At 31.1% G+C, this 23,212-nt stretch carries 22 protein-coding genes and 1 pseudogene; 16 read left to right on the top strand and 7 right to left on the bottom strand.

Features of this window, described 5'->3' with window-relative positions:
• Positions 1–21: 21 nt before the first annotated feature.
• Entirely contained in the window at positions 22–306 is a 285-nt protein-coding gene (locus tag B6C99_RS13650; RefSeq protein WP_086358953.1) for a DeoR family transcriptional regulator, read from the bottom strand.
• A 403-nt stretch (positions 307–709) separates the two neighbouring features.
• Here B6C99_RS13650 and B6C99_RS05515 point away from each other — a divergent pair, with 403 nt between their 5' ends.
• The 5 genes from B6C99_RS05515 (at position 710) to B6C99_RS05540 (ending at position 6,902) form a co-directional block, all read left to right on the top strand.
• Entirely contained in the window at positions 710–1,135 is a 426-nt protein-coding gene (locus B6C99_RS05515; protein WP_086358919.1) for a hypothetical protein, read from the top strand.
• Between the two features lie 947 nt (positions 1,136–2,082).
• Positions 2,083–2,907, top strand: a complete 825-nt coding sequence (locus B6C99_RS05525; RefSeq protein ID WP_086358920.1) for a MetQ/NlpA family ABC transporter substrate-binding protein — start codon at positions 2,083–2,085, stop codon at positions 2,905–2,907.
• An 844-nt stretch (positions 2,908–3,751) separates the two neighbouring features.
• Complete coding sequence (locus B6C99_RS05530; protein WP_086358921.1) at positions 3,752–4,681, top strand: hypothetical protein; 930 nt, start codon at positions 3,752–3,754, stop codon at positions 4,679–4,681.
• Between the two features lie 157 nt (positions 4,682–4,838).
• Positions 4,839–5,765: a hypothetical protein gene (locus B6C99_RS05535; protein WP_086358922.1), complete on the top strand. Its 927-nt coding sequence runs from the start codon at positions 4,839–4,841 to the stop codon at positions 5,763–5,765.
• Positions 5,766–6,002: 237 nt separating this feature from the next.
• Positions 6,003–6,902 (top strand): endonuclease/exonuclease/phosphatase family protein, encoded by a 900-nt coding sequence (locus tag B6C99_RS05540; RefSeq protein ID WP_086358923.1) that lies wholly within the window; start codon positions 6,003–6,005, stop codon positions 6,900–6,902.
• 133 nt (positions 6,903–7,035) lie between these two features.
• Here B6C99_RS05540 and cmoB read toward each other — a convergent pair whose 3' ends face one another.
• Both cmoB and cmoA read right to left on the bottom strand, forming a co-directional pair.
• Positions 7,036–8,004 (bottom strand): tRNA 5-methoxyuridine(34)/uridine 5-oxyacetic acid(34) synthase CmoB, encoded by a 969-nt coding sequence (cmoB, locus tag B6C99_RS05545; protein ID WP_086358924.1) that lies wholly within the window; start codon positions 8,002–8,004, stop codon positions 7,036–7,038.
• Between the two features lie 35 nt (positions 8,005–8,039).
• Positions 8,040–8,756 (bottom strand): annotated as a pseudogene (gene cmoA, locus B6C99_RS05550) (carboxy-S-adenosyl-L-methionine synthase CmoA); the annotation flags it as partial.
• Positions 8,757–8,842: 86 nt separating this feature from the next.
• Between cmoA and B6C99_RS05555 the strand changes: the two are divergent.
• Both B6C99_RS05555 and rnd read left to right on the top strand, forming a co-directional pair.
• On the top strand, positions 8,843–9,997 hold the full coding sequence (locus B6C99_RS05555) for a metallophosphoesterase (RefSeq protein ID WP_086358926.1): 1,155 nt from the start codon (positions 8,843–8,845) through the stop codon (positions 9,995–9,997).
• 24 nt (positions 9,998–10,021) lie between these two features.
• A complete protein-coding gene (gene rnd / locus B6C99_RS05560; protein ID WP_086358927.1) occupies positions 10,022–11,110 on the top strand; it encodes a ribonuclease D in 1,089 nt (362 codons plus the stop codon).
• Between the two features lie 71 nt (positions 11,111–11,181).
• Here the strand turns inward: rnd and B6C99_RS05565 are convergent, their stop codons facing one another.
• On the bottom strand, positions 11,182–11,874 hold the full coding sequence (locus B6C99_RS05565) for a 5'-methylthioadenosine/adenosylhomocysteine nucleosidase (protein ID WP_065578731.1): 693 nt from the start codon (positions 11,872–11,874) through the stop codon (positions 11,182–11,184).
• Positions 11,875–11,973: 99 nt separating this feature from the next.
• On the opposite strand from B6C99_RS05565, the gene B6C99_RS05570 reads away from it, so the two are divergent.
• Both B6C99_RS05570 and B6C99_RS05575 read left to right on the top strand, forming a co-directional pair.
• Complete coding sequence (locus B6C99_RS05570; protein WP_065578732.1) at positions 11,974–12,744, top strand: SDR family oxidoreductase; 771 nt, start codon at positions 11,974–11,976, stop codon at positions 12,742–12,744.
• Between the two features lie 28 nt (positions 12,745–12,772).
• Positions 12,773–13,642, top strand: a complete 870-nt coding sequence (locus tag B6C99_RS05575; protein ID WP_086358928.1) for a co-chaperone YbbN — start codon at positions 12,773–12,775, stop codon at positions 13,640–13,642.
• Positions 13,643–13,845: 203 nt separating this feature from the next.
• Here the strand turns inward: B6C99_RS05575 and map are convergent, their stop codons facing one another.
• Complete coding sequence (map, locus tag B6C99_RS05580; RefSeq protein ID WP_086358929.1) at positions 13,846–14,634, bottom strand: type I methionyl aminopeptidase; 789 nt, start codon at positions 14,632–14,634, stop codon at positions 13,846–13,848.
• Between the two features lie 214 nt (positions 14,635–14,848).
• On the opposite strand from map, the gene rlmC reads away from it, so the two are divergent.
• The 7 genes from rlmC (at position 14,849) to B6C99_RS05615 (ending at position 21,193) form a co-directional block, all read left to right on the top strand.
• Positions 14,849–15,994 carry a 23S rRNA (uracil(747)-C(5))-methyltransferase RlmC gene (gene rlmC / locus B6C99_RS05585; RefSeq protein WP_086358930.1) on the top strand — a complete coding sequence of 382 codons (1,146 nt, stop codon included), beginning with the start codon at positions 14,849–14,851 and terminating at the stop codon, positions 15,992–15,994.
• Between the two features lie 301 nt (positions 15,995–16,295).
• A complete protein-coding gene (locus B6C99_RS05590; RefSeq protein WP_086358931.1) occupies positions 16,296–16,829 on the top strand; it encodes a TonB-dependent siderophore receptor in 534 nt (177 codons plus the stop codon).
• 148 nt (positions 16,830–16,977) lie between these two features.
• A complete protein-coding gene (locus B6C99_RS13655; protein WP_371265824.1) occupies positions 16,978–17,253 on the top strand; it encodes a hypothetical protein in 276 nt (91 codons plus the stop codon).
• 26 nt (positions 17,254–17,279) lie between these two features.
• Complete coding sequence (locus B6C99_RS05600) at positions 17,280–18,047, top strand: ATP-binding cassette domain-containing protein (protein ID WP_086358932.1); 768 nt, start codon at positions 17,280–17,282, stop codon at positions 18,045–18,047.
• A gap of 53 nt (positions 18,048–18,100) precedes the next feature.
• A complete protein-coding gene (locus B6C99_RS05605; RefSeq protein ID WP_086358933.1) occupies positions 18,101–18,625 on the top strand; it encodes a HugZ family protein in 525 nt (174 codons plus the stop codon).
• 230 nt (positions 18,626–18,855) lie between these two features.
• Positions 18,856–20,418 (top strand): glutamate--cysteine ligase, encoded by a 1,563-nt coding sequence (gshA, locus tag B6C99_RS05610; protein WP_086358935.1) that lies wholly within the window; start codon positions 18,856–18,858, stop codon positions 20,416–20,418.
• Between the two features lies 1 nt (position 20,419).
• Positions 20,420–21,193: an endonuclease/exonuclease/phosphatase family protein gene (locus tag B6C99_RS05615; protein ID WP_086358936.1), complete on the top strand. Its 774-nt coding sequence runs from the start codon at positions 20,420–20,422 to the stop codon at positions 21,191–21,193.
• On the opposite strand, the gene B6C99_RS05620 is transcribed toward B6C99_RS05615, so the two are convergent.
• Both B6C99_RS05620 and gloB read right to left on the bottom strand, forming a co-directional pair.
• Positions 21,180–22,430, bottom strand: a complete 1,251-nt coding sequence (locus B6C99_RS05620; RefSeq protein ID WP_086358937.1) for a transglycosylase SLT domain-containing protein — start codon at positions 22,428–22,430, stop codon at positions 21,180–21,182. The genes B6C99_RS05615 and B6C99_RS05620 overlap by 14 nt on opposite strands.
• A 42-nt stretch (positions 22,431–22,472) precedes the next feature.
• Positions 22,473–23,201, bottom strand: coding sequence for a hydroxyacylglutathione hydrolase (gloB, locus tag B6C99_RS05625; protein ID WP_086358938.1), 729 nt, complete (start codon positions 23,199–23,201; stop codon positions 22,473–22,475).
• Positions 23,202–23,212 lie beyond the last annotated feature (11 nt).

Genomic DNA, 23,212 nt, shown 5'->3' on the forward strand with positions numbered 1-23,212 from the left:
CGAAGCTTAAATCATTTACGATCAAAGTGAGATTTTTTTATTATATAAATTTGGTATGAGTTTTCTGGTTATTTTACCATTTAACAGACATACCGTATCTCCATCATTTATGAATGATAAACATCGCATAATAAAACTAATATCAGAGAAAAAGTTTTTGGCTTCATAGTTTGATTTTTGATGAGATTTATCAAAACTATCTTTAGGTTGTAAATATATGGCCCCACCAAAGGATCGTTTAAGATAACCTTGTTGTTCTAAATAATTTAAATCTTGTCGTATAATTACATCAGATACATTAATAATTCAGATAATTCATCAACTTTAACTTCACCTTGCTTTCTAACTATTTCGGTAATATCTAATTGTCTTTTTAACAGTGAAGTATTTCCTTTAGCCAATTTTATTTACCTTTTTAAAAATTATGTGTTAATGAACTATACAAAACAGATTATTAAATACTTGTGCAAATAAAACTTAAAGTTGAGATATGTTGCACGTTACTAAATCAGAAATAATCCTTATTAATATCAGTATAATGAATTAGTTAATTATAATGATGCATACATAAAAATAATATAAAGCAAATTATTTCATTTTTATTATTACTAAATTGAAAGATTAAATATATATTTAGCTTTATTATCAGCTTTATTTTGTATAAATGGTGAGCTAACATTAGTTAGAAGCTAATAAATGTGAATACGTTATGATTAAAAAATTAACCAATATACAAATTTATAACAATACAATCATCATTGATGGCCATGAAAGTAAGGTGCATGTTGATGGAACTTGCTTAGAGGCTGCTCTATTAGTGGATGACAATTATATTTTGTTATTTGTTACTTTTGATTGTCCATTTGAAGAAATTTTAGCTATTTATTTATTTGATTTACAACAAAATCGAATAATTGATAAAGCGAAAATATATCAAATGTATTATACAGATTTTTTTAGTGATTTAGTGATTCTTTCAGAAAATAAGCTTTCTTTTGATTTTCTGATCGAAGGTGGTTGGACATTAGAGTTATTTGATAAACCGAAAAGATCGCTAAGGTATTTATTTCCAACATTATTGGTGAAGCGACCATTTTCATTAACGAGATACTTTAGTATAAAAAATAATGTTTAATGCCAAACTAAAATTATTAACATCCGGTCCTATGCCTATTTATAAATAGAAATCTTACCCTAAACTAATTTGTCTATTAACGATTTCGATGAGGATATCGAAATTATCCATTAGCATAAAATATATAATCTTTTAATAATATTGCTACGCGTTAAAAGATGATAGTACTTATCTGGTTAGGTTAATAAATTCAGTTAAGTTGATAATGGATAGAATTAAATACCAAGTATTACAATTTATACTTCAGAAAACCATAAGATTGAAAATGAAGCTTTTTCTGAATTTTCAATTTGTTTAAAACAGTTACCCCCCAAATTGTTGAAACCCAAAGATGATAATATACACATCACTTATTTAACAAGTGATATCGGTTATGGAAGACCGATCTATTTTGAAGACAAATTAAGAAAAAAAGTTTTTCGTAATCAAGAGGTCATGAAGGTATATCTACATCAAGTTGATTTATTAATTAGAGAAAAAGATAGGTATTAGAGCTAGAATTCGTTGTTTTTTGTATGACGTCGACTATATATTTGCTAAAAATTAAAGGTTACTAACTATGAATAACGAATTTTCAAAGAAAAGAACTAGGAAATATTTTAGTTACAGCAATTAGTGATGGTTATTTGAATGTTAATTTTGATTTACTGGCAAATATTGATATTGCAGAATGTGAAAGAATCCAGCGAAATGCTTATCAAAAAAAACTAAATGCCGTGCATATCAATACATTTTAGTTCAAAAACAAGGAATGAATATTTTAATTGATGCAGGTGCTGGTGTGGTAAAAGGGTGGTTGAGGAAATAAATCTGATATTTCCAATTAGAATATAGATATAATTTTTTAATATTATCCCAATATTTTAACAACATTTATAATGTTATAACTTAATATTAAAATTAGTTTATTTACTTGATAGACTAATTTGTCTTGATAGGGAGTGATAATGAAAAAATATATTTACCTGATTATGTTGTTGGGGTTTGCTTTAATTGGTTGTGACAATAAGTCAGAATCAGCCAAAGAAAGTCAGCAAGACAAAAAAGAGATCGTAGTTGGTTTACCTCCTAGTATGCATAATATCATGATGGAAAAAGTTGTTAAGCCAGCTTTAGAACAAAAGGGTTATAAAGTTAAATTGGTAAATTTCAGCTCTCTTAGAGACTCAAATACTGCTTTAGTCGAAGGAAGTATTGATCTTAATGCTGCACAACATCAAGCTTATCTTGATGTATATAATAAAGAAACTAAAAGTGATCTTGTTTCTTTAGTTCATATTCCTTCTATTTCTGCTGCGCTTTTTTCTCAACGACATCATTCCATTGATGAAATAGCTAATGACCAAACAATTGTCATTCCAAATGATCCTTCAAATAAGGCAAGATCATTATTATTCTTGCAAAGTTTAAATTGGATTACGTTAAAACCTGAAAGTAAATCAGGGACATTAGATTTAAATGACATTGCTGACAATAAATATAATTTGAAATTTAAATCCATATTATCAGAATTAATTCCTAGAACTCTTGGAGAAGTTGATTATGCGATAATGCCAGGTGGCGTAGCATGGTTAAGTAAAGTTCCGGCGGATAATGTTTTAGTGCAAGAGAAGTTAACACCTAATCTAGAATTAATGGTCGTAGTAAAAAAAGAAAATTTGAACAGCAAATGGGCTCAAGAGGTGAAACAACTTTACCAATCAGATGTGCTTAAAAAATTCATTAGTGAAGATCCTGATGCGAAAGGTCGCTTTATTTGGCCACAACAATAATAAAACAATCATTTATAAACTATCTTAGTAACAAATTAGGATAGTTTATTTTGTTGTGTATAACATTGTATATTTACAAATAATTAAAATAAATTTTTTTTTATGTTGTCATAAAATCAATGACTCCATTTGGTTAGTGTATTTTTCATAAATAGTATTGAATTTTAATAATTAATTCTCAAATTTTTTGTGTTAAGATGCCCTACTTTGATGTAACAATTATATAAAAGTTGTTGAATGTAAGGAAACATTTAATAAAGTTTAAGTTATCTTAAATGATGAGCAAACGGAAAGTGAACTTCCAGTAAAAGTCAATAATGATTTATTTATTGAAGCTAAAGATCACAAATGGAATCAAGCTATTGGTAAAAAAGTTCAAAAGATATTACTGAAAACATTGGTTCAAATGAATTTTATCAAATAGTTATAGTGAAAGTGAATATTTGAAGTATTCAAAAGATGAGTGAATAGAAGATAAAATTAGTTATGCTCCTAATAGAACTAAAAAATTATCTGAAATTAATCAAGATGTATTTCCGAAACCTGATTTAGAAGGCATAAGATGTGATGAAGGCCAAAAGGATTTGCTAGAAACATTAGATAAATGATAACAACTTTTCACTTTAACTGGTATTGATTTTACAATTAATTATGAAAGATTAAGGGATATGATAGCATGCATGCCTTACTTGATTCTAAAAAATTTTAAAAGATCAAATTTTAAAAAGTAAAAGTAATTAAATCGTATAATTAAGTTTATTGAATTTTACTTTTTGTGTTAACCAGATTTATTTTTTTATGTTAAAATTTACACTCTTTTAATAAAATTGAATAAATGAATGTGATGAAAAGTTTAAAGTATTCTCTTATATTAGCTTGTAGTATAACACTCTGTAGCTGTTTTAATGGTCCAACTTCAGAAGTTCGTCCAATTGATAATCCTACTAATAATGAAATTAAATTAGTCATTGATGGTAAAGAAATTGCCATTCCTGCTAACACTAGAATTAACCATACTTTTGAATATGGTAAGCATAATATAGCTTATAATAATGAGTCATTTGAGATTGTTGTGAAACCTGTAAAATTTAATGGTCATGGTTTTATTAATCCAACCCAAAGTAATTATATTCTACATACTTTTATTTATGCTACTGACAATACCAGTGATGAAACTTATGACAAATTGTATGAGAAAACACTTAACAAAATTGAAGTTAATTTAAACGGTCAGCAAGTAGAAGTAGAGCTACCTATAAAAGTGGTCAATGATTTCTTTATTGAGGACCGAGATAATAGATGGGATTACTTTATTGATGAAAACATTCCCGACGAAATTACTGAAAATATTAATAAAAATCAATCTTATCAATCTCGTAAAATTAAAATGTATCGTGAAAGCGAATATTTGAAGTTTTTGAAAGATGATGGATACGAAGATGAAATTAGTTTTCTTAATAAACCTAAAAAACTATCTGAAATTAATCAGTATGTATTTCCGAAACTTGATTTAGAAAGCATAAGATGTGATGAAGGTAAAAAATATTTGCTTGACACATTAGATAAATGGCAACAACTTTTCACTTTAACGGGTAGTGACTTTGCAAGTAAATATGAAGGATTAGGAGGATATGATGGTATGTATGCCTTACTTGATTCTAAAAAACTTTGTCCTGAAGATAAAGATCCTGAACAAACTTATTCCAAAGCCATTAGGCCTTTAGACGATGCTTTAACTAATGGACGTGATATGTACTTTTTTATAATAAAATAAAATTTGAAAATTTCTTTTTTTAAAGATCAAATTATAACAATCAAAGGCACTAAATCTTACAATTAGATATAGTGCCTTTTAATTTTTCTTTTAACAACATCACTTTTTTTATGTTAAGATTTGTATTCTTGTAATATAAACTAAATAAATGGATGTTATGAAAATATTTAAATATTCTCTGCTTTTGTTATGTAGCCTTTCTTCGGTTGGTTGCTTTGAATCAAGCACTACAGGGAAATCTGTAAAACGTCTGATTGATAATCCAACAGACAAGGAAATAAAAGTAGCAATTGATGGTAATGAGTTAGCTATTCCCGCCAAATCAAGCGTTAAATATGAATTTGAATATGGTAAACATCAGTTGACTTATAATGGCCAATCATTAAACTTTTTAGCTAAGCCCTCAACATTTAATAACACTGGATTTATCAATCCAACTCAATCCAATTATTATATGTATCGAACATATTATACGAATAGCCAAGAAAATTACGAAAGTAGAATTAAAGAATATCTTAAAACGTTCCAAGTGACTATCAATGGTGAACCTCATGAGATAGAACTTCCAATTAAAATTATTAATGATGTATTTATTGAAAGAAATGACGATAGATATGAGGATACATGGGATTATGGCATAGATGATAAATTACCAGATGAAATAAGAAGTAAAGGTATTACTAAAAAGGATAAATTGTTTCGTGAGGCTGATTTTATTGATTATCTAGCTGAATCTGAGGAAGATCTTAAGACAATACAATTTCCAAACCAACCAAAGAAATATGCTGATTTAACTAAATATATTGTTCCCAATATTAATTTAGATAAAATTAAATGTGATGAGGGGCGAGAATTTGTAAAACAACATTTAGCTGATTGGAATAACCTTTTCACCTTAAAAGGAGATGATTTGACTAAATTATATAATCAAATAAAATCCGATAAAACTTTCAGAACAAAACACGATATCATGAGAAGATGTGTTGGAGATATAGATCCAGAACACACATATATGTATGCTACTAGAGAAATTGAATCGGCATTAGAGGATAGTGATGAATTAAATCTTATTATTATTGAATGATTATTTCATTATTGATTGATAATATATTATATGATGCACCTAATTGAACAATTAGGTGCTTTTTTCTTGGTAAGTAAAGAATTTTTTAGATAAATATTTTCAGTATTGAAAGTTGTTAATTGGCACAATTTGTAAATGATTTTATTGATATAACTCACATAAATTACAAAAAAACTTTTGGTTAAGTTTAAATCGATATAGTATTAATCTGATATTAATAATAGAAAGGAATATCTTATGAATAAAACTAAGTTGAAAATTGTCGCATTGATTAGTGGGATTATCCTTAGTACCTCTAGCGCTTTTGCCTCACTTGATGATGCCAAACAACTAAAAATTATTAGTTATAATGTTTATAATGGTATGAAGTTAGATGAGAGTGAAGGGAAACAAAAATATATTGATTGGGCCAAAGCACAAGATGCCGATATTATTGCTTGGCAAGAGATGAATTTTTTTACTCGTGAAAAACTTGAAAAATTTGCAGCCAGTTATGGACATAAATATGCGGTACTTTTAAAAGAATCACCAGAAGATGCTGCTTTTTTCCCTGTAGCTATTACCTCTAAATATCCAATAGTTAATGTTAATAAAGTCGTTGATAATTTGTGGCATGGGGCACTCTATGCAGATATCGGAAATTATCATTTTGTCGTTACACATATGAATCCATTTTGGACTGCTAAACGAATTGATGAGATTAATTTAATTATCGATTCAATCAAATATAGTCGTGATCCTAAAGGGAAATGGATAATTGCCGGAGATTTGAACTCATTTTCGCCAGCAGATAAATCTGACTATGATAAAAGTACCCTTTTAGAGGATATTAAAGAAAAGCAAAAGAAAAGACCAATTTTAGAAAATCTGGTTGATGGTAAACTAAGTTATACTGTACAACAAAATCTTCTGGATGCTGGTTTTATTGATGCATTAAAAATTAAACATAAAGAATTTGTGGCAACTGCACCAACTAAAGTATTTTATGATCAAGCATCAGTTCCATTACGCTATGATTATATCTATGTTTCACCACCACTTAAAAATAATGTCATTGATGTTCAAGTAATAAAAGATGATTTTACGGATAAATATTCCGATCATTATCCTGTCCAGATGATCATAAAAAATGATTAATATTAATCGAACTTATTTATATAAAAGATATTGATAGATTAAACGGGCAAAAGCCCGTTTTTTTTATTGTGTTTATCTATTTTAAAAGCCGAGAAAAATAACCGTTACTTTTAATCCAAACGAGATTAAAAAATTATTTTCTTGCAACAAATACTGCTCGCATTGGCGCAGGATAACCTTCTACTGTTTTGGATAAATCGTTAGGATCTAAAAATTCCGCTAATGAATCGGATTCCATCCATTCTGTTTTGCGTTGTTCATCCAATCTGGTTTTGGATATATCAACCATTTTTATATCTTTAAAACCACATTTATGTAACCAATTTATCATGGTTGGTACTGATGGAATAAAATAGACATTTCGCATTTGAGCATAACGTTCACCAGGCATTAATGCTTGATGTTCGGTTCCCTCAATAACCAGTGTTTCTAGTACTAATTCGCCACCATCAACTAATTGATCTTTCAATTGATAAAGATGATCAAGCGGTGAGCGACGATGATATAACACTCCCATTGAAAAAACCGTATCAAATGCGTTTAATTTTGGTAATTCTTCAATGCCTAATGGAAGTAAGTGAGCTCGCTGGTCATTGCCCAATAGTTTTCTTATTGCTTCAAATTGGCATAGATAAAGCGCCATAGGGTCAATACCAACAGCAAGTTTAGCTCCTGCACCAATCATACGCCATAAATGATAACCGCTATTGCAGCCAACATCGAGAACTGTTTTACCTTCTAAATTATCGATATGATTAATCAATCTTTGCCATTTCCAGTCGGAACGCCATTCAGTATCAATATCAATACCATAAAGATGAAAAGGGCCTTTACGCCATGGCATCATAGTTTTTAATAATTGTGTGATACGTTGCTGTTCGCCAGAAGATAATGGTTGCTCTGTTTTTGCGGTTACGCTATGTAATAGATCAACTTGAAAAGGGGTAATTGCAGGCAAGTGTTTTATACTATTTATCCATTGACTAAAACGGTTATCTAAATTTTGTTTTTGCCAATTAGCCAATTGCGCTGGTAAAACTTCAAGCCAATTTTTAAGCTTATTTTTTGCGATAATTTGGTAAAAATCACCAAAATCAATCATTCTGTTTTCCTTTATAATTAAATTAAATCTAGAGGTTATTTGATAGCAATAATCGAGCCAAAATTAAAACATTGAAACCAAGTATCAACATGCTCAAATCCTGCTGTTATCAAACGTTGTTTATGGGTCGCAACTGTGTCTGTAAGCATAACATTTTCTAGCATATTACGTTTTTGGCTTATTTCTAGTTCACTATAACCATTGGCTCTTTTGAAATCATGATGCATATTAAATAATAATTCGTCGACAGTCTCATCACTAAAACTAAACTTTTCCGATAAAACTAATATGCCATTTGGTCGCAAAGCTTGATAAATATTACTTAAAACCTGTTGTCGATTTTCTGGGGTTAAAAATTGCAAGGTAAAATTAAGAACTACCATTGATGCATTTTGCATATTTATATTACAAATATCTTCACAAATTACATCGACAGGTGTATTTGATTTATAGGCATCAATATGCTTTTTACATCGTTCTACCATAGGTAATGAGTTATCAATAGCGATAATGTGACAATTTTCGTGTTTGATATTACGACGAATAGCGAGCGTGGCAGCGCCTAACGAGCAGCCTAAATCATAAATCATAGAATTAGGTTGTACAAATCGGTCAGCTAGCATACCAATCATTGATATTATATTAGAATAGCCGGGTACCGAACGCTGCACCATATCTGGGAAAACTTCGGCAACTTTTTCGTCAAAAGTCCAATCACCTAATTTATTGATCGGAGTTGCAAATAGCTGGTCTTTTTTGGTATCCATAAAAGTTATTGGTACTATAGAATCTAATTCTGTTATCATACCATTTTTCGCGTTCGATTGTTCGAGTAATTATGACTTTTGTTGATTTTACAGCCATTTTCGCAACGATTATTATCAGTATTTCGGTCACTTTTTTATTAGGAAAACGCTGGCAGTTTTGGTTTAACCTTCACTTAACCGTTTATGGTCGAATTATTTATTGGCTGATTATTGGTTTAGCCGGTGCATCGTTAATCCTTGCTAGAGTATTAAATGGTATTTTAACCTCGGAATTACATTTGTTCCTGTTAACGATTGCAGGTTTGATGATCTGTAGCGTTTTTATAACACTCATTTTTGAAATTGTTTATCGGGTTAGCAAAAAGCAAATTAAGCCCAATCTTTGGCATAAAATCAGTTTTATTATTGCAGTTGTAGCTTTATTTTGTTTTGGCCATGAAATGGCGATAAATCCTAAAATAGTAGATTATCAGGTTGTGATTAATAAATCAGCCAATGTTGATCATCTAAGAATTGTGCAACTTTCTGACATTCATATTAATGAACATACCTCTGCAAGAATGATTCAAAACATGATTGACAAGGTAAATAGCTTAAAGCCTGATTTTATCGTAATAACTGGTGATACATTAGATAAACGATTAAAACCTTTCGTTGAAAATGGATTTATTGAACAGTTCCAGCAATTAAAGTCCAAATACGGTAATTATATTATTTTTGGCAATCATGAATATTTAGGTACCCATGATAATAATAATCGCGAAGAAGATATTATTAATGCATTTAAACGAGCGAATTTAAAAGTATTGAAAGATGATATTGTTTATCTTGATGAGGTTGGCATCACGTTGATAGGGCGTGATGACTTTTCATCATATAAGTACGATGTTAAGCGTGCCTCACTATCCGATTTAATCATGTTTTCTGATACGGATAGACCAATAATTTTGTTAGATCACCAACCACTAGATATTAAAGATGTTGCTGAACAACAAGTAGATTTGATGTTATCTGGGCATACTCATGGTGGTCAAATCTTTCCTATCAATATATTGGTGGCGATGATGTACAAAAATGCCAATGGTATTTATCACGATGCTGATCATCATTTCACCAGTATAGTCAATAGCGGTTACGGATTTGGTGGCCCACCAATTCGATTAATGACTCGCTCTGAAATTGTTGTAATCGATGTATCTTTTGTCAACAAAACTACCATTCAATAGATTATCTTAAATAGGAAGCGTATTTTGAATTATCAATTTATTATTAGTAATGATGAATTATCCAATTATTGTCAAAAGATCAAGAATAGTAGTGCTATAGCATTGGATACTGAATTTGTACGAACTAGGACATTTTATCCTCATTTAGGACTTTTACAGGTTTTTGATGGCCAACATGCTGCGCTAATTGATCCACTTAATATTAACGATTGGCAGGAATTCTTAGCGATTTTAACCAATCCTAATATTGAAAAATATTTTCACTCCTGTAGCGAAGATATTGAAGTATTTCTTCATGCATTTAATTGTGTTCCTTCTCCAGTAATAGATAGCCAAATTTTAGCTTCTTTTTTGGATAACCCCATCAGTAGTGGTTATGCAAGTTTAGTCAATAAATATCTTGGCGTTGAGTTAGATAAAAGTGAAACACGGACTGATTGGTTAAAACGTCCTTTGACTGAAAAACAGTGTGATTATGCTATTAATGATGTTTTATATCTGTTTCCATTAATGGATAATTTAAAATCTCAGCTTACATCGATTGATTATTTAGCGGCTGCTTATCAAGAATGTCGAAATGCAATTGCGCGTAAATGTGAAACATTTGATCCACAAAAGGCTTACTTAAATATTAAAAATAGCTGGCAATTGAAAGGTGATAGTTTAGGGCAATTAGCTAAACTTGCTTGCTGGCGCTATCAATTTGCTAAAAATCACGACATAGCGTTGAATTTTGTGGTGCACGAAGAGATTTTATGGAAAATTGCGCGTTATCAACCAACCTCATTAGCAGAACTTGATAAATTGGGTATGAGAGGTAAAGATATCCGTTCATATGGTCAAACAATTTTGGATATATTGCTTCAACCTATACCTATTATTCCGGCAATTCAACGTATTAATAGTTATCCAAATTATAAAAATATTGCTGATTTATTGAAACAAATCGCTGAAAAAATAGCATTACAAACAGGACTTAATAGCGAATTAATACTTTCAAGACGATTAATCAATCAGTATGTAAAATGGCAAAATGATAGGAAAGGTGAAATTCCAGAAATTCTGTCAGGATGGCGAAAACCATTATTTGAACAATATGACCTGCCTAATTGATTAAATCATAATGGAAGAATGACAAAATTTTAGTTAAATGGTGTCAAATTACATTGACACCAATCTCTATATTAAGCTAGTTCACTTAGCATCGATTCAACAATTTTTGATGATTGGGCTGCAGCAAGTTTTAAAAATGATTGAAAATCAACTGCCGATTCATTATCTCCATTATCAGAAATTGCTCTCACCACCACAAAAGGTACTTTAAATAACCAACAAACATGGCCAATAGCGGCAGCTTCCATTTCAACGGCGATTGCATCAGGAAAAGTTTGCTTGATCCGTTCTAAATTGCTTTTACCATTGATAAAGGCATCACCACTGCCAATTGAGCCATCAACAGCATTGACCCCATGTTTCTTTATACATTGTTTAGCTAATGATTGATAATTAACATCAGCAGCAAATGAAACAGGGCAACCGGACATTTGACCAGGTTTATATCCAAAGGCGGTTAAATCAACATCATGATAAAATACATCTTTTGATACAATAATATCACCGATATTCAGTTCCGTTGACAGCCCACCCGCTGAACCGGTATTAATGACTGCATCAACTTGATAATTATTTAATAATAATGTTGTTCCTGAGGCTGCAGCAACTTTACCTATGCCTGATTGTAATAATACAATTTCACAATTTGCTATTTTACCAATATGAAAATCACATCCTAAATGACGCTCTAATTGATAATCGGTAATTTTACTCTTTAGTATGGCTACTTCTTCTTCCATAGCAGCGATAATAGCAATTTTCATATGGTCCTCTTGGCTTATTGGCCGTATATTTATTTTAAATGTGCTATCATAATTGCTGTAAGTTAACTTGACAATAAATGAATATAACGGAGATAAAATTTGCGTACGATTTTTATAACGGGGTGTTCAAGCGGTATAGGATTGATTTCAGCTATCGCTCTGAAAAAACGAGGTTATCGTGTCATTGCATCATGCCGGAAAATAGCAGACCAACAAAAATTAATTGAGCAAGGTTTTGAAACCGTTTTATTAGACTTAGACGATGCCGATTCAATTAATCAAGCAGCACAACAAGTATTAACCTTGTGTGAGGGTAAATTATATGCATTATTTAATAATGCTGGATTTGGCGTCTATGGCCGTTTAAACACCATCAGTCGATCACAATTAGAATCACAGTTTTCTACTAACTTTTTTGGTGTTCATCAATTAACCCAATTATTATTACCGGCAATGATTGAACAAAATGAAGGTAGAATAATTCAAACTAGCTCAATTGTTGGCATAGTCGCAACACCGGGTAGAGGAGCATATTCTGCCAGCAAATATGCATTAGAAGCATGGTCTGATGTACTCCGTTTAGAGTTAGCTAACACCAATATTAAAGTTTGTTTAATCGAACCTGGTCCATTAAAAACCTATTTTTCAAATAATGTAAATCAGACCGAAAAAGAAAAAATAGTAAAAAATCCACCTATTGCTAAGCGCTTTACATTAGCCCCTGAAGCGGTATTGCCATATCTGTACCACGCATTAGAGCATAACAAACCGAAAATACGTTACAGGGTAACAAAAGTAACTAAATTGGCGGCAATAGCTAAACGTTTGCTTCCAGATAGATTAATGGATAAAATTTTACAAAATAAATAATCAGTTAAACTTATTTATAGGATAGATTATGTCAAATCAATTTATTTTTGATGTTAATGAACAGAATATTCAAGAAATTATTGAAAAATCAACTAGTAGTCCTGTGTTATTCTATTTTTGGTCACCAAGAAGTCCTAACTATCAAGAAATGACAGATACGTTAACCAAATTAGCAACACAACATCAAGGACAATTCATTCTTGCTAGCGTAAATTGTGATGAACAACAAATGTTAGCAGCACAGTTTGGGCTTAGAGCAATTCCAACCGTTTATATGTTTCAAAATGGTCAACCTGTTGATGGTTTTCAAGGCCCACAAAATGAAGAAACCATCAAAACCTTTTTAGATAAAATTTTACCTAATGAAGATGAATTGAAACTTATTGAAGCGCAACAATTTTTTAATGAAGGCCAATATGCGCAAGCATTACCTTTATTAAAACAAGCTTGGACTGTACTTAAAGATCATTTAGGTAAACCAAGATCAGATATTGCGTTAATGTTAGCGAAAAGCCAAATTGAACAAAAACAACTAGCAGAAGCTAAGGATGTTTTGGAAACTATTCCATTACAAGATCAGGATTCAGCTTACCACGGTTTACAAGCCGAAATTGAGTTACTCGAACAAGCTGCAAATTCACCTGAATTACAGCAATTACAAGCTGAATTAGCTAAACAGCCAGATAATGTTGAGTTAATGATTCAACTTTCATCGCAACTAATGCAAGTTGGTCGGCACGAAGAAGCATTAGAACTGTTGTTTAAACCTTTAACAAAAGATCTGAATGCTGGTGAAGGGCAGGTGAAGAAAACTTTACTAGATCTATTAGCAGCTTTAGGAACCAATAACGCACTTGCTAGTAGCTATCGCCGTAAGCTTTATACGCTATTATATTAAAATTGCTAAAACCAAAGCTTGAAGGATTTTGGACGCTTTTTTATGATTAACTGGATATTAGGGACGAATATCACAACCTAGAAATATATTTCGCAGTAAAGTTAATGAATAAAAAAATCGCGGAAAATTGAATTCTAGATAGTTAGATTAAGTTATATAAAATGAAGAGATTCAACAATAGAGCATTGTTGAATCTTTTTTATTTAGTGTTCGATAACGCGAGGAAAGTTTTCATTACTACGAAGGGTTAGAACTTCCACACCATTATCTGTAACTAAGATCGTGTGTTCATATTGGGCTGACAATCCATGATCTTTGGTTTTAACTGTCCAACCATCTTTCATGGTACGAGTACGCCAATCTCCAGTATTTACCATCGGTTCAATAGTAAAAGTCATACCTGATTTCAGGATCACACCACCATCATCAGCATCATAATGTAAAACTTGTGGCTCATCATGATATACTTCACCTATACCATGACCGCAATATTCACGAACAGAAGAAAAGCCAAATTTATCAACATATTTTTGAATTGCTTTACCGATTTCTTTTAATCTGATCCCCGGTTTAATGATTTTAATGGCTTCGTATAAACTCTCTTGTGTGACTTGACATAGTTTTTCTCCGGCAACAGTTGGTTTTCCTGCAATGTACATTTTTGAGGTATCACCATGAAAACCATCTTTAATTACGGTCACATCAATATTAAGAATATCACCATCTTTTAACTTTTTATCAAAACTTGGAATACCATGACATACTACATCGTTAATTGAAATGCAGCTGGTATGCTGAAAACCATGATAACCAATGTTGGCAGGAATAGCTTTTTGCACATTAACAATGTGTTCATAACAGATCTGATCCAGTTCACCAGTGCTAATACCTGGTTTTACATAAGGTTCAATCATTTCTAAAACTTCTGCGGCTAATTTACCAGCAATACGCATTTTTTCGATTTCAGCGGGGGTTTTTAACTTAATAGACATTAATGGGTTCCTATAATTTGTATGGCAATATCCTATCATATACCGCTATTTCGTCAAATCATAGCTATTGATAAATCAAGTATAATGATTAAATTTTAGATTTTTGTTAAAAAATTTTGAGGAAAGGGGTTTTTGGACATAAAAAAAGAAAACTAATACAGCTTAAAACCATTTAATTATATAATAATGCATTATAAAAAAAGGTTTTCATAAAATGCAATGTAGTTATTATCAAGAAAATAAATGTTTGTCTTGTCATAAAATAAATCAACCATATAAATCTCAACTAAATGAAAAGCAAAACCAATTAATTGAAACTTTAGCAAAGTTTAATCCTAAAGAAGTTAAAGATCCATTTGCTAGCCCTGAGCAAGGTTTTCGCAATAAAGCTAAAATGGCGGTGCTAGGCACGGTTGAAAAACCCATATTAGGTATACAAAATGATAATCAGATCATTGATCTGTGTGATTGTCCGCTTTATAGCGTTAATATGCAAAGTATCCTAAAAATGGTTCGTACCTATATCCGTAAACAGGGATTGGTTCCTTATAATATTAATAAGCGGAAAGGGGAGTTAAAATTTGTCATTATTACCGAAAGTGTTATCGATGATAAAAGCCACTTTATGCTACGGTTTGTATTAAAATCACATAAATTTGTCGAGAAGATAAGCAATAGTTTGCACAATTTAATCGATAAGATAAATAATCTACAAGTCGTATCAATTAATATTCAACCTAATCATGCCGCCATATTAGAGGGTAACGAAGAGTTAATTTTAACGGATAATCCTTTTTTAGAATTTAGGTTAAATCACATACCACTTTATATAAAATCAAAAAGCTTCTTTCAAACAAATAGCTATATTGCTGAAAAATTATATAAAACGGCTAGTGATTGGGTGGCAAATTTAGATGTAAATTCTATATGGGATCTCTTTTGTGGTGTGGGAGGATTTGGTTTGCATTGTGTTCGTCATGCCAATAACGATAATATTCAATTAACAGGAATTGAAATTAGTTCTGAAGCTATTGAATGCGCATCAAAATCTGCTAAACAGCTAGGTTATGACAAACTTAATTTTGAATCATTAGATGCTACTAAATATGCAACCCATCAAAAGCAGACGCCTGATTTAGTTTTACTTAATCCACCAAGACGAGGGGCAGGTAGAGTACTGGTCGAATATCTGGAAAATATACAACCTAATTATATTTTATATTCAAGTTGTAATTTGTCATCATTAGCACAAGATCTACAATTGTTGACTCATTACCAAATGACCAAAGTACAATTGTTTGATATGTTCCCTCATACATCTCATATGGAAGTGTTAGTTTTGTTAGAAAAAATCAGATAAATCATTACTAAGATAGGCTAGTTTTTATAATGAATATTAATAAATCTAGCCTAACCAATTTTGTGAATTCTTTTGTTCTTACCTTTTATTTTCATCATATAAAGATTTCTTATCCTGATTCTATTCAATTTTTATAATTACAGCAAAAAACATTAAATGATAATCATTCGCAAATGTTAATAATTATTATTAACATTGATCATGTTTATAATTTTTGCTAGATTAATGAGCCAAAAATGATAATTATCAAATATTGGGGCATTGGTTAAAGCAGTTCATTAATCTAATTTTGTGGTGAAAAATGAAAATAAATAAGATATTTCTAATGATGTTGGCGGCTTCAATACCTTTCCCTGTATTTGCTGACAATGATGATATAGAAACAATTACGGTTACGGCGAGCAGACAAAAGAAAGCTAAATTGGCTATCCCTGAAACGGTTGATGTTGTGACTAAGAAAAATATAGATGATCATCAAATGTCAACAATGGAAGATTTAGTTAGATATATGCCAGGTATATCGGTAAATCGACAAACTTCTGGTACCGATCCTTTTGGGAATCTCGGTGGAATTAGAATACGTGGCATGTCGGGTAACCGTGTTCAGTTACAAGTAGATGGCTCAAGGATTATTGAAAGTATACAAGACGGAAACAGAAATTTTATTGATTTATCAAATATCAAAACCGTGGAAGTTATTCGTGGACCAGGATCAGTTTTATGGGGAGCCGATTCAGTTGGTGGTGTTGTGGCATTTAAAACATTAGATCCTAGTGATTTACTTAAAGGCAGATCATATGTAGTTAGAGTTAATGGTGGAGAGTTTCAGTATTAAATATCTTCAATCATCGTTATTTTAAATGTCCTATGTTTAGTAGTTATTATAAAAATCCGCAAACTAATGTAAAAGTAACGAATCCTGTCGAGTTACAAACAGCGCAAGGAAGAACATTTGCCATAAGTGCGGTTATAAATTTCTAATAATTTTAGGAAACCCATTAAAAAATTTACTCATTCAGCAACAACATTTAGAAGCAAATTACCGTTTTGTTTTAACTCGATTTAGAGAAGCGAAAGAGTCTGTTGCATTATTAGAGGGAGAAAAGGTTGAACAACAACAATTTGATCAACATTTTAATAGTATTGTAAAAAATTGGTATAAGCTGATTAAACGGCAATTTATTTTAGGTTGTTTTACTCGCCCTTACTATTTAACCGTATTAAGTATTCCGACCTTTTTTCTCTACCAATCTATTTAATCGGTAAAGTTAGTTTGGGATCATTGATGCAAATTAGTAAATCATTTAGTAATGTAGTAACTAATTTATCTTGGTTTATTTTCAATTATAACAAACTGGCCGAACTGATAGCATGTAGTTATCGTTTGGGCCAATTTATTCAACAGTCTGAACAAGTCTCTTATCAGTTTAAACAACTTAATCAAGCTGAAAATGGAAATGAACGTTTATCGTTGGAAAATTTAATTATAAAGAAACCTGATGGAAAGATTTTACTAAAATTACCCGATCTCCATATTAACAAAGGGGAATCAGTTGTTTTATCTGGCGCATCAGATATAGGTAAATCAACACTTTTTAAAATAATCTCTGGTCTTTATCCATATTATGATGGAGTGGTCAAGGTTCCTAAATTTAAGAAACTTTTTTTATCACAAAATGCTTACTTTCCTATGGGAGGATTGGCTCATGCAGTAAGTTATCCAGAACCATTGTTTGAGAAAGATCTTACTGTTATTAAACAATTACTGTTTGATGTGGGTTTTTCTTCTGAAGATATCGATAAATATTTACTTAATGATAATTTAAATACACTTTCTGGTGGAGAAAAACAACGTTTAGTAGTTGCGAGAATTTTAATGCATAAACCGGATTGGATTTTTATGGATGAAACCACCAATGCATTAGATAAAGTAGCCGAAAAACAATTGCTAAAATTGTTACAGACTAACTTACCTACAAGTAGTTTTATTATAATTTCTCATAGTGATATATCAAATTACTTTAATAAGTGTTATCAATTAAATTTATCATGATTTTTAAAAACAGATTATTTAACTAAATATTAAAACAAATCAAGGGGTAATTTATGGCTGAGTCCAAAAATGATATTGTACAAAAAACAATAGATGATTTACACGAAACAATGCAAACTATCATACTTTCAACAATCACCGAAAAAAGAGTGGTTGATACTAGCTATTCACCTTATTTCTTTGACGGTAATGACTATTACATTTTAATTTCAGACTTAGCACCACATAGTAAAAATATCAAAGCCAATTCAAACATATCTTTTTTAATTATTGATGATGAATCTAATACTAAGAATATTTATGCTCGTAGAAGATTGTCTTTCCATGCTTCGGCAACTATTGTTGAAAGAGGATCTGAACAATTTGATTCTGTTGTCGATCTGCTAGCTAAAAAAGTGAGCAAAATGGTTTATATGTTAGCTGAAATGAATGATTTTAATTTATTTAAATTAACCCCAAAAGAGGGTAGATTAGTTGTTGGTTTTGGTAAAACCTATATTATCGATCCACAAAATAAAACGGTAATACCAGTAGATGAAGATTATGTCGCTAAGCAAAAACAACAATCTACTAATTAATATCATTATCTAAGCATTATCTATATTATTGCCATTACTTATTAACTCAGTAATGGCTTTTTTCATCACTCCACTTTTTGCTTGAATGTTTTAAATAATAGTTTTTTTATTTTCGATTGAGGATTCATATTCTTAAAATAGCTTCACTCAATCAAGAAAACTGCCTATCTAAAGCAGTAAACTATGTTAAAATTAAACCAACATAAACTGAATTTAGGATAGTTAATATTATGGTTCCTGATGTTTCGAAAGCTCTCAGTTGGTTAGAAAAACATTATACTATTTTACAAGGCATTCAGAGAGGCCTTGAACGTGAGACATTACGGATTTTACCTGATGGTTCGCTGTCAAAAACACCGTTTCCTGAAAAAATTGGTGCTGCATTAACTCATCCATGGATCACGACTGACTTTGCAGAATCTTTATTAGAGTTTATTACTCCAGTTAATACCAATATCGATTATATGTTAACTTTTTTACGAGATTTACACCGTTATGCCAGTGTAAATATTGGTGATGAGTTAATGTGGCCACTGAGCATGCCTTGTTTTGTTGCCAAAGAAGATGACATTATCTTAGCTCAATATGGAAAATCTAATGAAGGACGTTTTAAAACGGTTTATCGTGAAGGTTTAAAAAATCGTTATGGTGCCATGATGCAAACTATTTCAGGGGTTCATTATAACTTTTCATTACCCATGGCATTTTGGCAAGCAAGAGATGGTGTTAAAAACAGTGAAGAGGGTAAGGCTGTTATTTCGGAAGGTTATTTCACTCTAATTCGCAATTACTACCGTTTTGGTTGGGTTATCCCTTATCTATTTGGTGCATCGCCATCAATGTGCTCGTCATTTATTCAAGATCCAGAAAAAGCAAAAGCTTTCATCGAACAAACTAATGGTAACTGCTATTTACCTTATGCCACATCATTACGATTGAGTGATATTGGTTATACTAATAATGCCCAGAAACAATTAGGGATCACCTTTAATCATCTAGATACTTATGTTGAAGGTTTAAAGCGGGCTACCAAGACAAAATCAGCCGATTTTGGCAAATTAGGCATTAAGGTTGATGGCCATTATCGACAATTGAATGATAATGTATTACAAATTGAGAATGAATTTTATGCACCAATTCGACCGAAACGAGTTCCAAGATCTGGGGAATCACCATCTGATGCTTTACTACGTGGTGGCATAGAATATATAGAAGTTCGAGCACTTGATGTTAATCCATTTTCACCAATTGGTATTACCGAGGAACAAATTCGATTTATCGACCTATTTTTAATTTGGTGTGCTTTAGCGCCTGCTCCTGAAATGAGTAGTGCAGAGCTAGAATGTGCAAAATTAAATTGGAATAGAGTGATTATTGAAGGCCGTAAACCAGGATTAGAAATTGGATTAGGCTGTGATAGCTATCGACAACCGTTAGCTAAAGTAGGGCATGAACTTTTCAAAGATTTACTTCGAGTCGCCGATGTACTTGATCATCAAGACGACAAACAACAATATCGAAAAGTTTGTGAACGGCTTGATCTTATGTTTGATCAACCGGAATTGACATTATCGGCGAGAACTTTAGCCGCTATTAGTGATTTGGGAACAGCTAAATTTGGTTTAGCTTTAGCTACTCAATATAAAAAACAACTAAGTTCAGAACCTTTATCAGTTCTAACTGAAGATGATTTTAATCAACAACGAATGTTATCAATTGAAAAACAAAAGAAAATAGAACAAAATGATACTATGTCATTTGATGAATATCTAAAAGAAAAAATGAACAGCTAAAATGTTTAAACATCGCGATTATACATTACGATATCAAGGAAAAAGTGATGTTGAATTAATATTACCAAACCATAAAGTTATGCATAATGAACCGTTAATCGACCAACAGTCTTTTTCGGTTTTGGTTTGGAATATTTTTAAACAAAAAAGGGCAGATTGTATTAATATCCTTGAGCAATATGCAGATCAAACTAAGTTGATATTATTACAAGAATCTCAAACCACGTCCCAATTATTAAATTTTATTGCTCGGCATAACAAAATTGCCGATCATGTTCCTGCTTATTGTTTTAATGATGTTTTTGCAGGGGTTATGACTATTACTGATTCGGCGCCAACACAGATTCTATCATTTAGAGAAAAAGAGCCTTTTATTCGTGTACCAAAGTCAGCTTTAATTACTGTCTATCCAATTAAAAATTCAATGCAGAAGCTGTTAGTTGCCAATATCCATGCTATTAATTTTAGTATTGGTTTAAAAATTTATCGTCAACAGATGCATATGTTATTAAATTATATTAAGCTTCACGATGGCCCTGTCATTTTAGCGGGAGATTTTAATGCTTGGAGCCGAAAAAGGTTGAATTTACTTTATAATTTGACGCGTTCGATAAATCTTAAACCTGTTAATTTTGCTTTAGATATTAGAAAGACTTTTTTAGGAAGACCATTAGATTTTGTTTTTTATCGCGGGTTGAAACTTGATGCGGCTAAAATAATAAATACAGCCGCATCGGATCATAATCCTTTATTTGTCAATTTTAAAATGAATTAGAATTGACTAAATTAATTGTTAAAACATCTCCTTCTTTCACACGTCCATTTTTTAAATTATTCCATTGCAAAAGATCTGTTATTTTCACTCGGTAATTTCTTGCGATGGAATAAAGATTATCTCCAGCTTTAACTTGGTAAGTAATTTTTTTGTTACTATTCATAAAGATAGAATTAGTATCTTTAGTATTTACTGTATTGTACTGAATTGACGTTGATTTAATTTCAAACGGCATATTGTTATGTGGTACATCTTCTAAAATTTCAGTTACTTGATTAACAGCTAAATTTTCAGTTTTTAACTTTTTAAATAATTTATCTGCATGAGAATAAGGTACCAATAAATGAAAAGGACCATTTACTGTTTGTTGTACATAACCTGCATTGTATGTCATTAAATCATTTAATGATAATCCAGTATATTGAGCTATTTTTGCCAATGAAACATTCTGAGACATATCAATTCTGACTAAGGAATTTTCATAGTTACAGTCAGGTAATTTAATACCATAACGTTTATTGTTTTTAACAATATCAATAATGGCTAATATTTTGGGTACATAATGCATTGTTTCATTAGGTAAATCTAACGACCAATAATCAGTTGACAAACCTTTAGCTTTATTTTTATCAATAGCTCTTTGAATTCGACCTTCACCAGCATTATATGCAGCTAATGTTAACAACCAATCGCCATTAAATCGATTATTAAGGTTTTGTAACAAAGAAATAGCTGAACCAGTTGATGCAATTAGATCTCGACGACCATCAAAACTGCTACTACGTTTTAAACCATATTCTTTAGCAGTAATAGGTACAAATTGCCATAAACCAGCTGCTTGTGCCGGAGAGGTAGCTAAAGGATCGTAAGCACTTTCAATTAATGGAATTAAAGCGAGTTCAACAGGTAATTTGTTTTTTCGTAATTGATTAATGATGTAATATACATAAGGTTCAGATCGCAATGCAATATTTTCAAATCCTTGTGGATTTCGTAGTAAACGTTCGCGTTCGGCAACAACTCGGCTATTATTAGGTACATTAACGTTAATTTGGGTTAGCATATAATGCCAAGGATTTTGCGTAACTGAAGCGTAATTAACACCACCACTTTTAACGTTAGAATTAACTATCGATTTAGCATTGTATTTTTTTGAGCCAGCGGTGTATCGTGAACTATGATTCTGACACCCGACTAAAAAAGCACATAACACTGTAAATATTAATAATTTTTTCATTAGATTATAAGTTAGGACATTAATTTAAGTTGAGTATTATACCTAAAAAATGTCCTTTTGGCTCCTAAAAAAAATAAACAAATCTAACTCATTGTTACAATTAAATTTATTTTGTAATTTTTTTTCCTGACAACGTAAAAATAAGTTGATTTGTTTTTCTTTGTTTAACATAGAAGGCAAAGTTATTTTCTTTTTGCAAATAAAATCATGATTCTCATGGATTACTTGATCCTCAGGAACCAGCATTTGAGCAAAATCTAAATTAGTTAAGGTATATTCATGTCCTGCACAAATAAGGGTCTCATCAGGTAACTGCTTTAATTTATTCAGCGAACTTAGCATTTGCTTATAATCACCTTCAAAAATTCTACCACAACCAGCGGAAAACAATGTATCTCCACAAAATAAATATGGCTGACAATAATAAGCTAAATGTCCCAATGTATGTCCCGGTACTGAAATAACCTTATATCGAAAATCACCAATCAATAATTCATTGATGTTTTCGAGATGATTAATCTGCAAATTAATTTCACTTGGCCCATAAGTTTCAATATCGGGATAAGCTGCTTTTAGCTCAGTTACCCCACCGGTGTGATCGATATGGTGATGAGTGAGTAAAATTGCAAGGGGGGATAAGTGAGATTTTTTTAGAAAACTTAGTACTGGTGCTGATTCACCCGGATCTATAATAACTACCTGTTTATTAGCATTTTCAAGTAACCAAATATAATTATCTTTTAGAGCAGGGATAATATGTAGCTGATACATTGTTATTATAC

Source organism: Gilliamella sp. N-G2, assembly GCF_002142215.1.
Taxonomy (GTDB): Bacteria; Pseudomonadota; Gammaproteobacteria; order Enterobacterales; family Orbaceae; genus Gilliamella.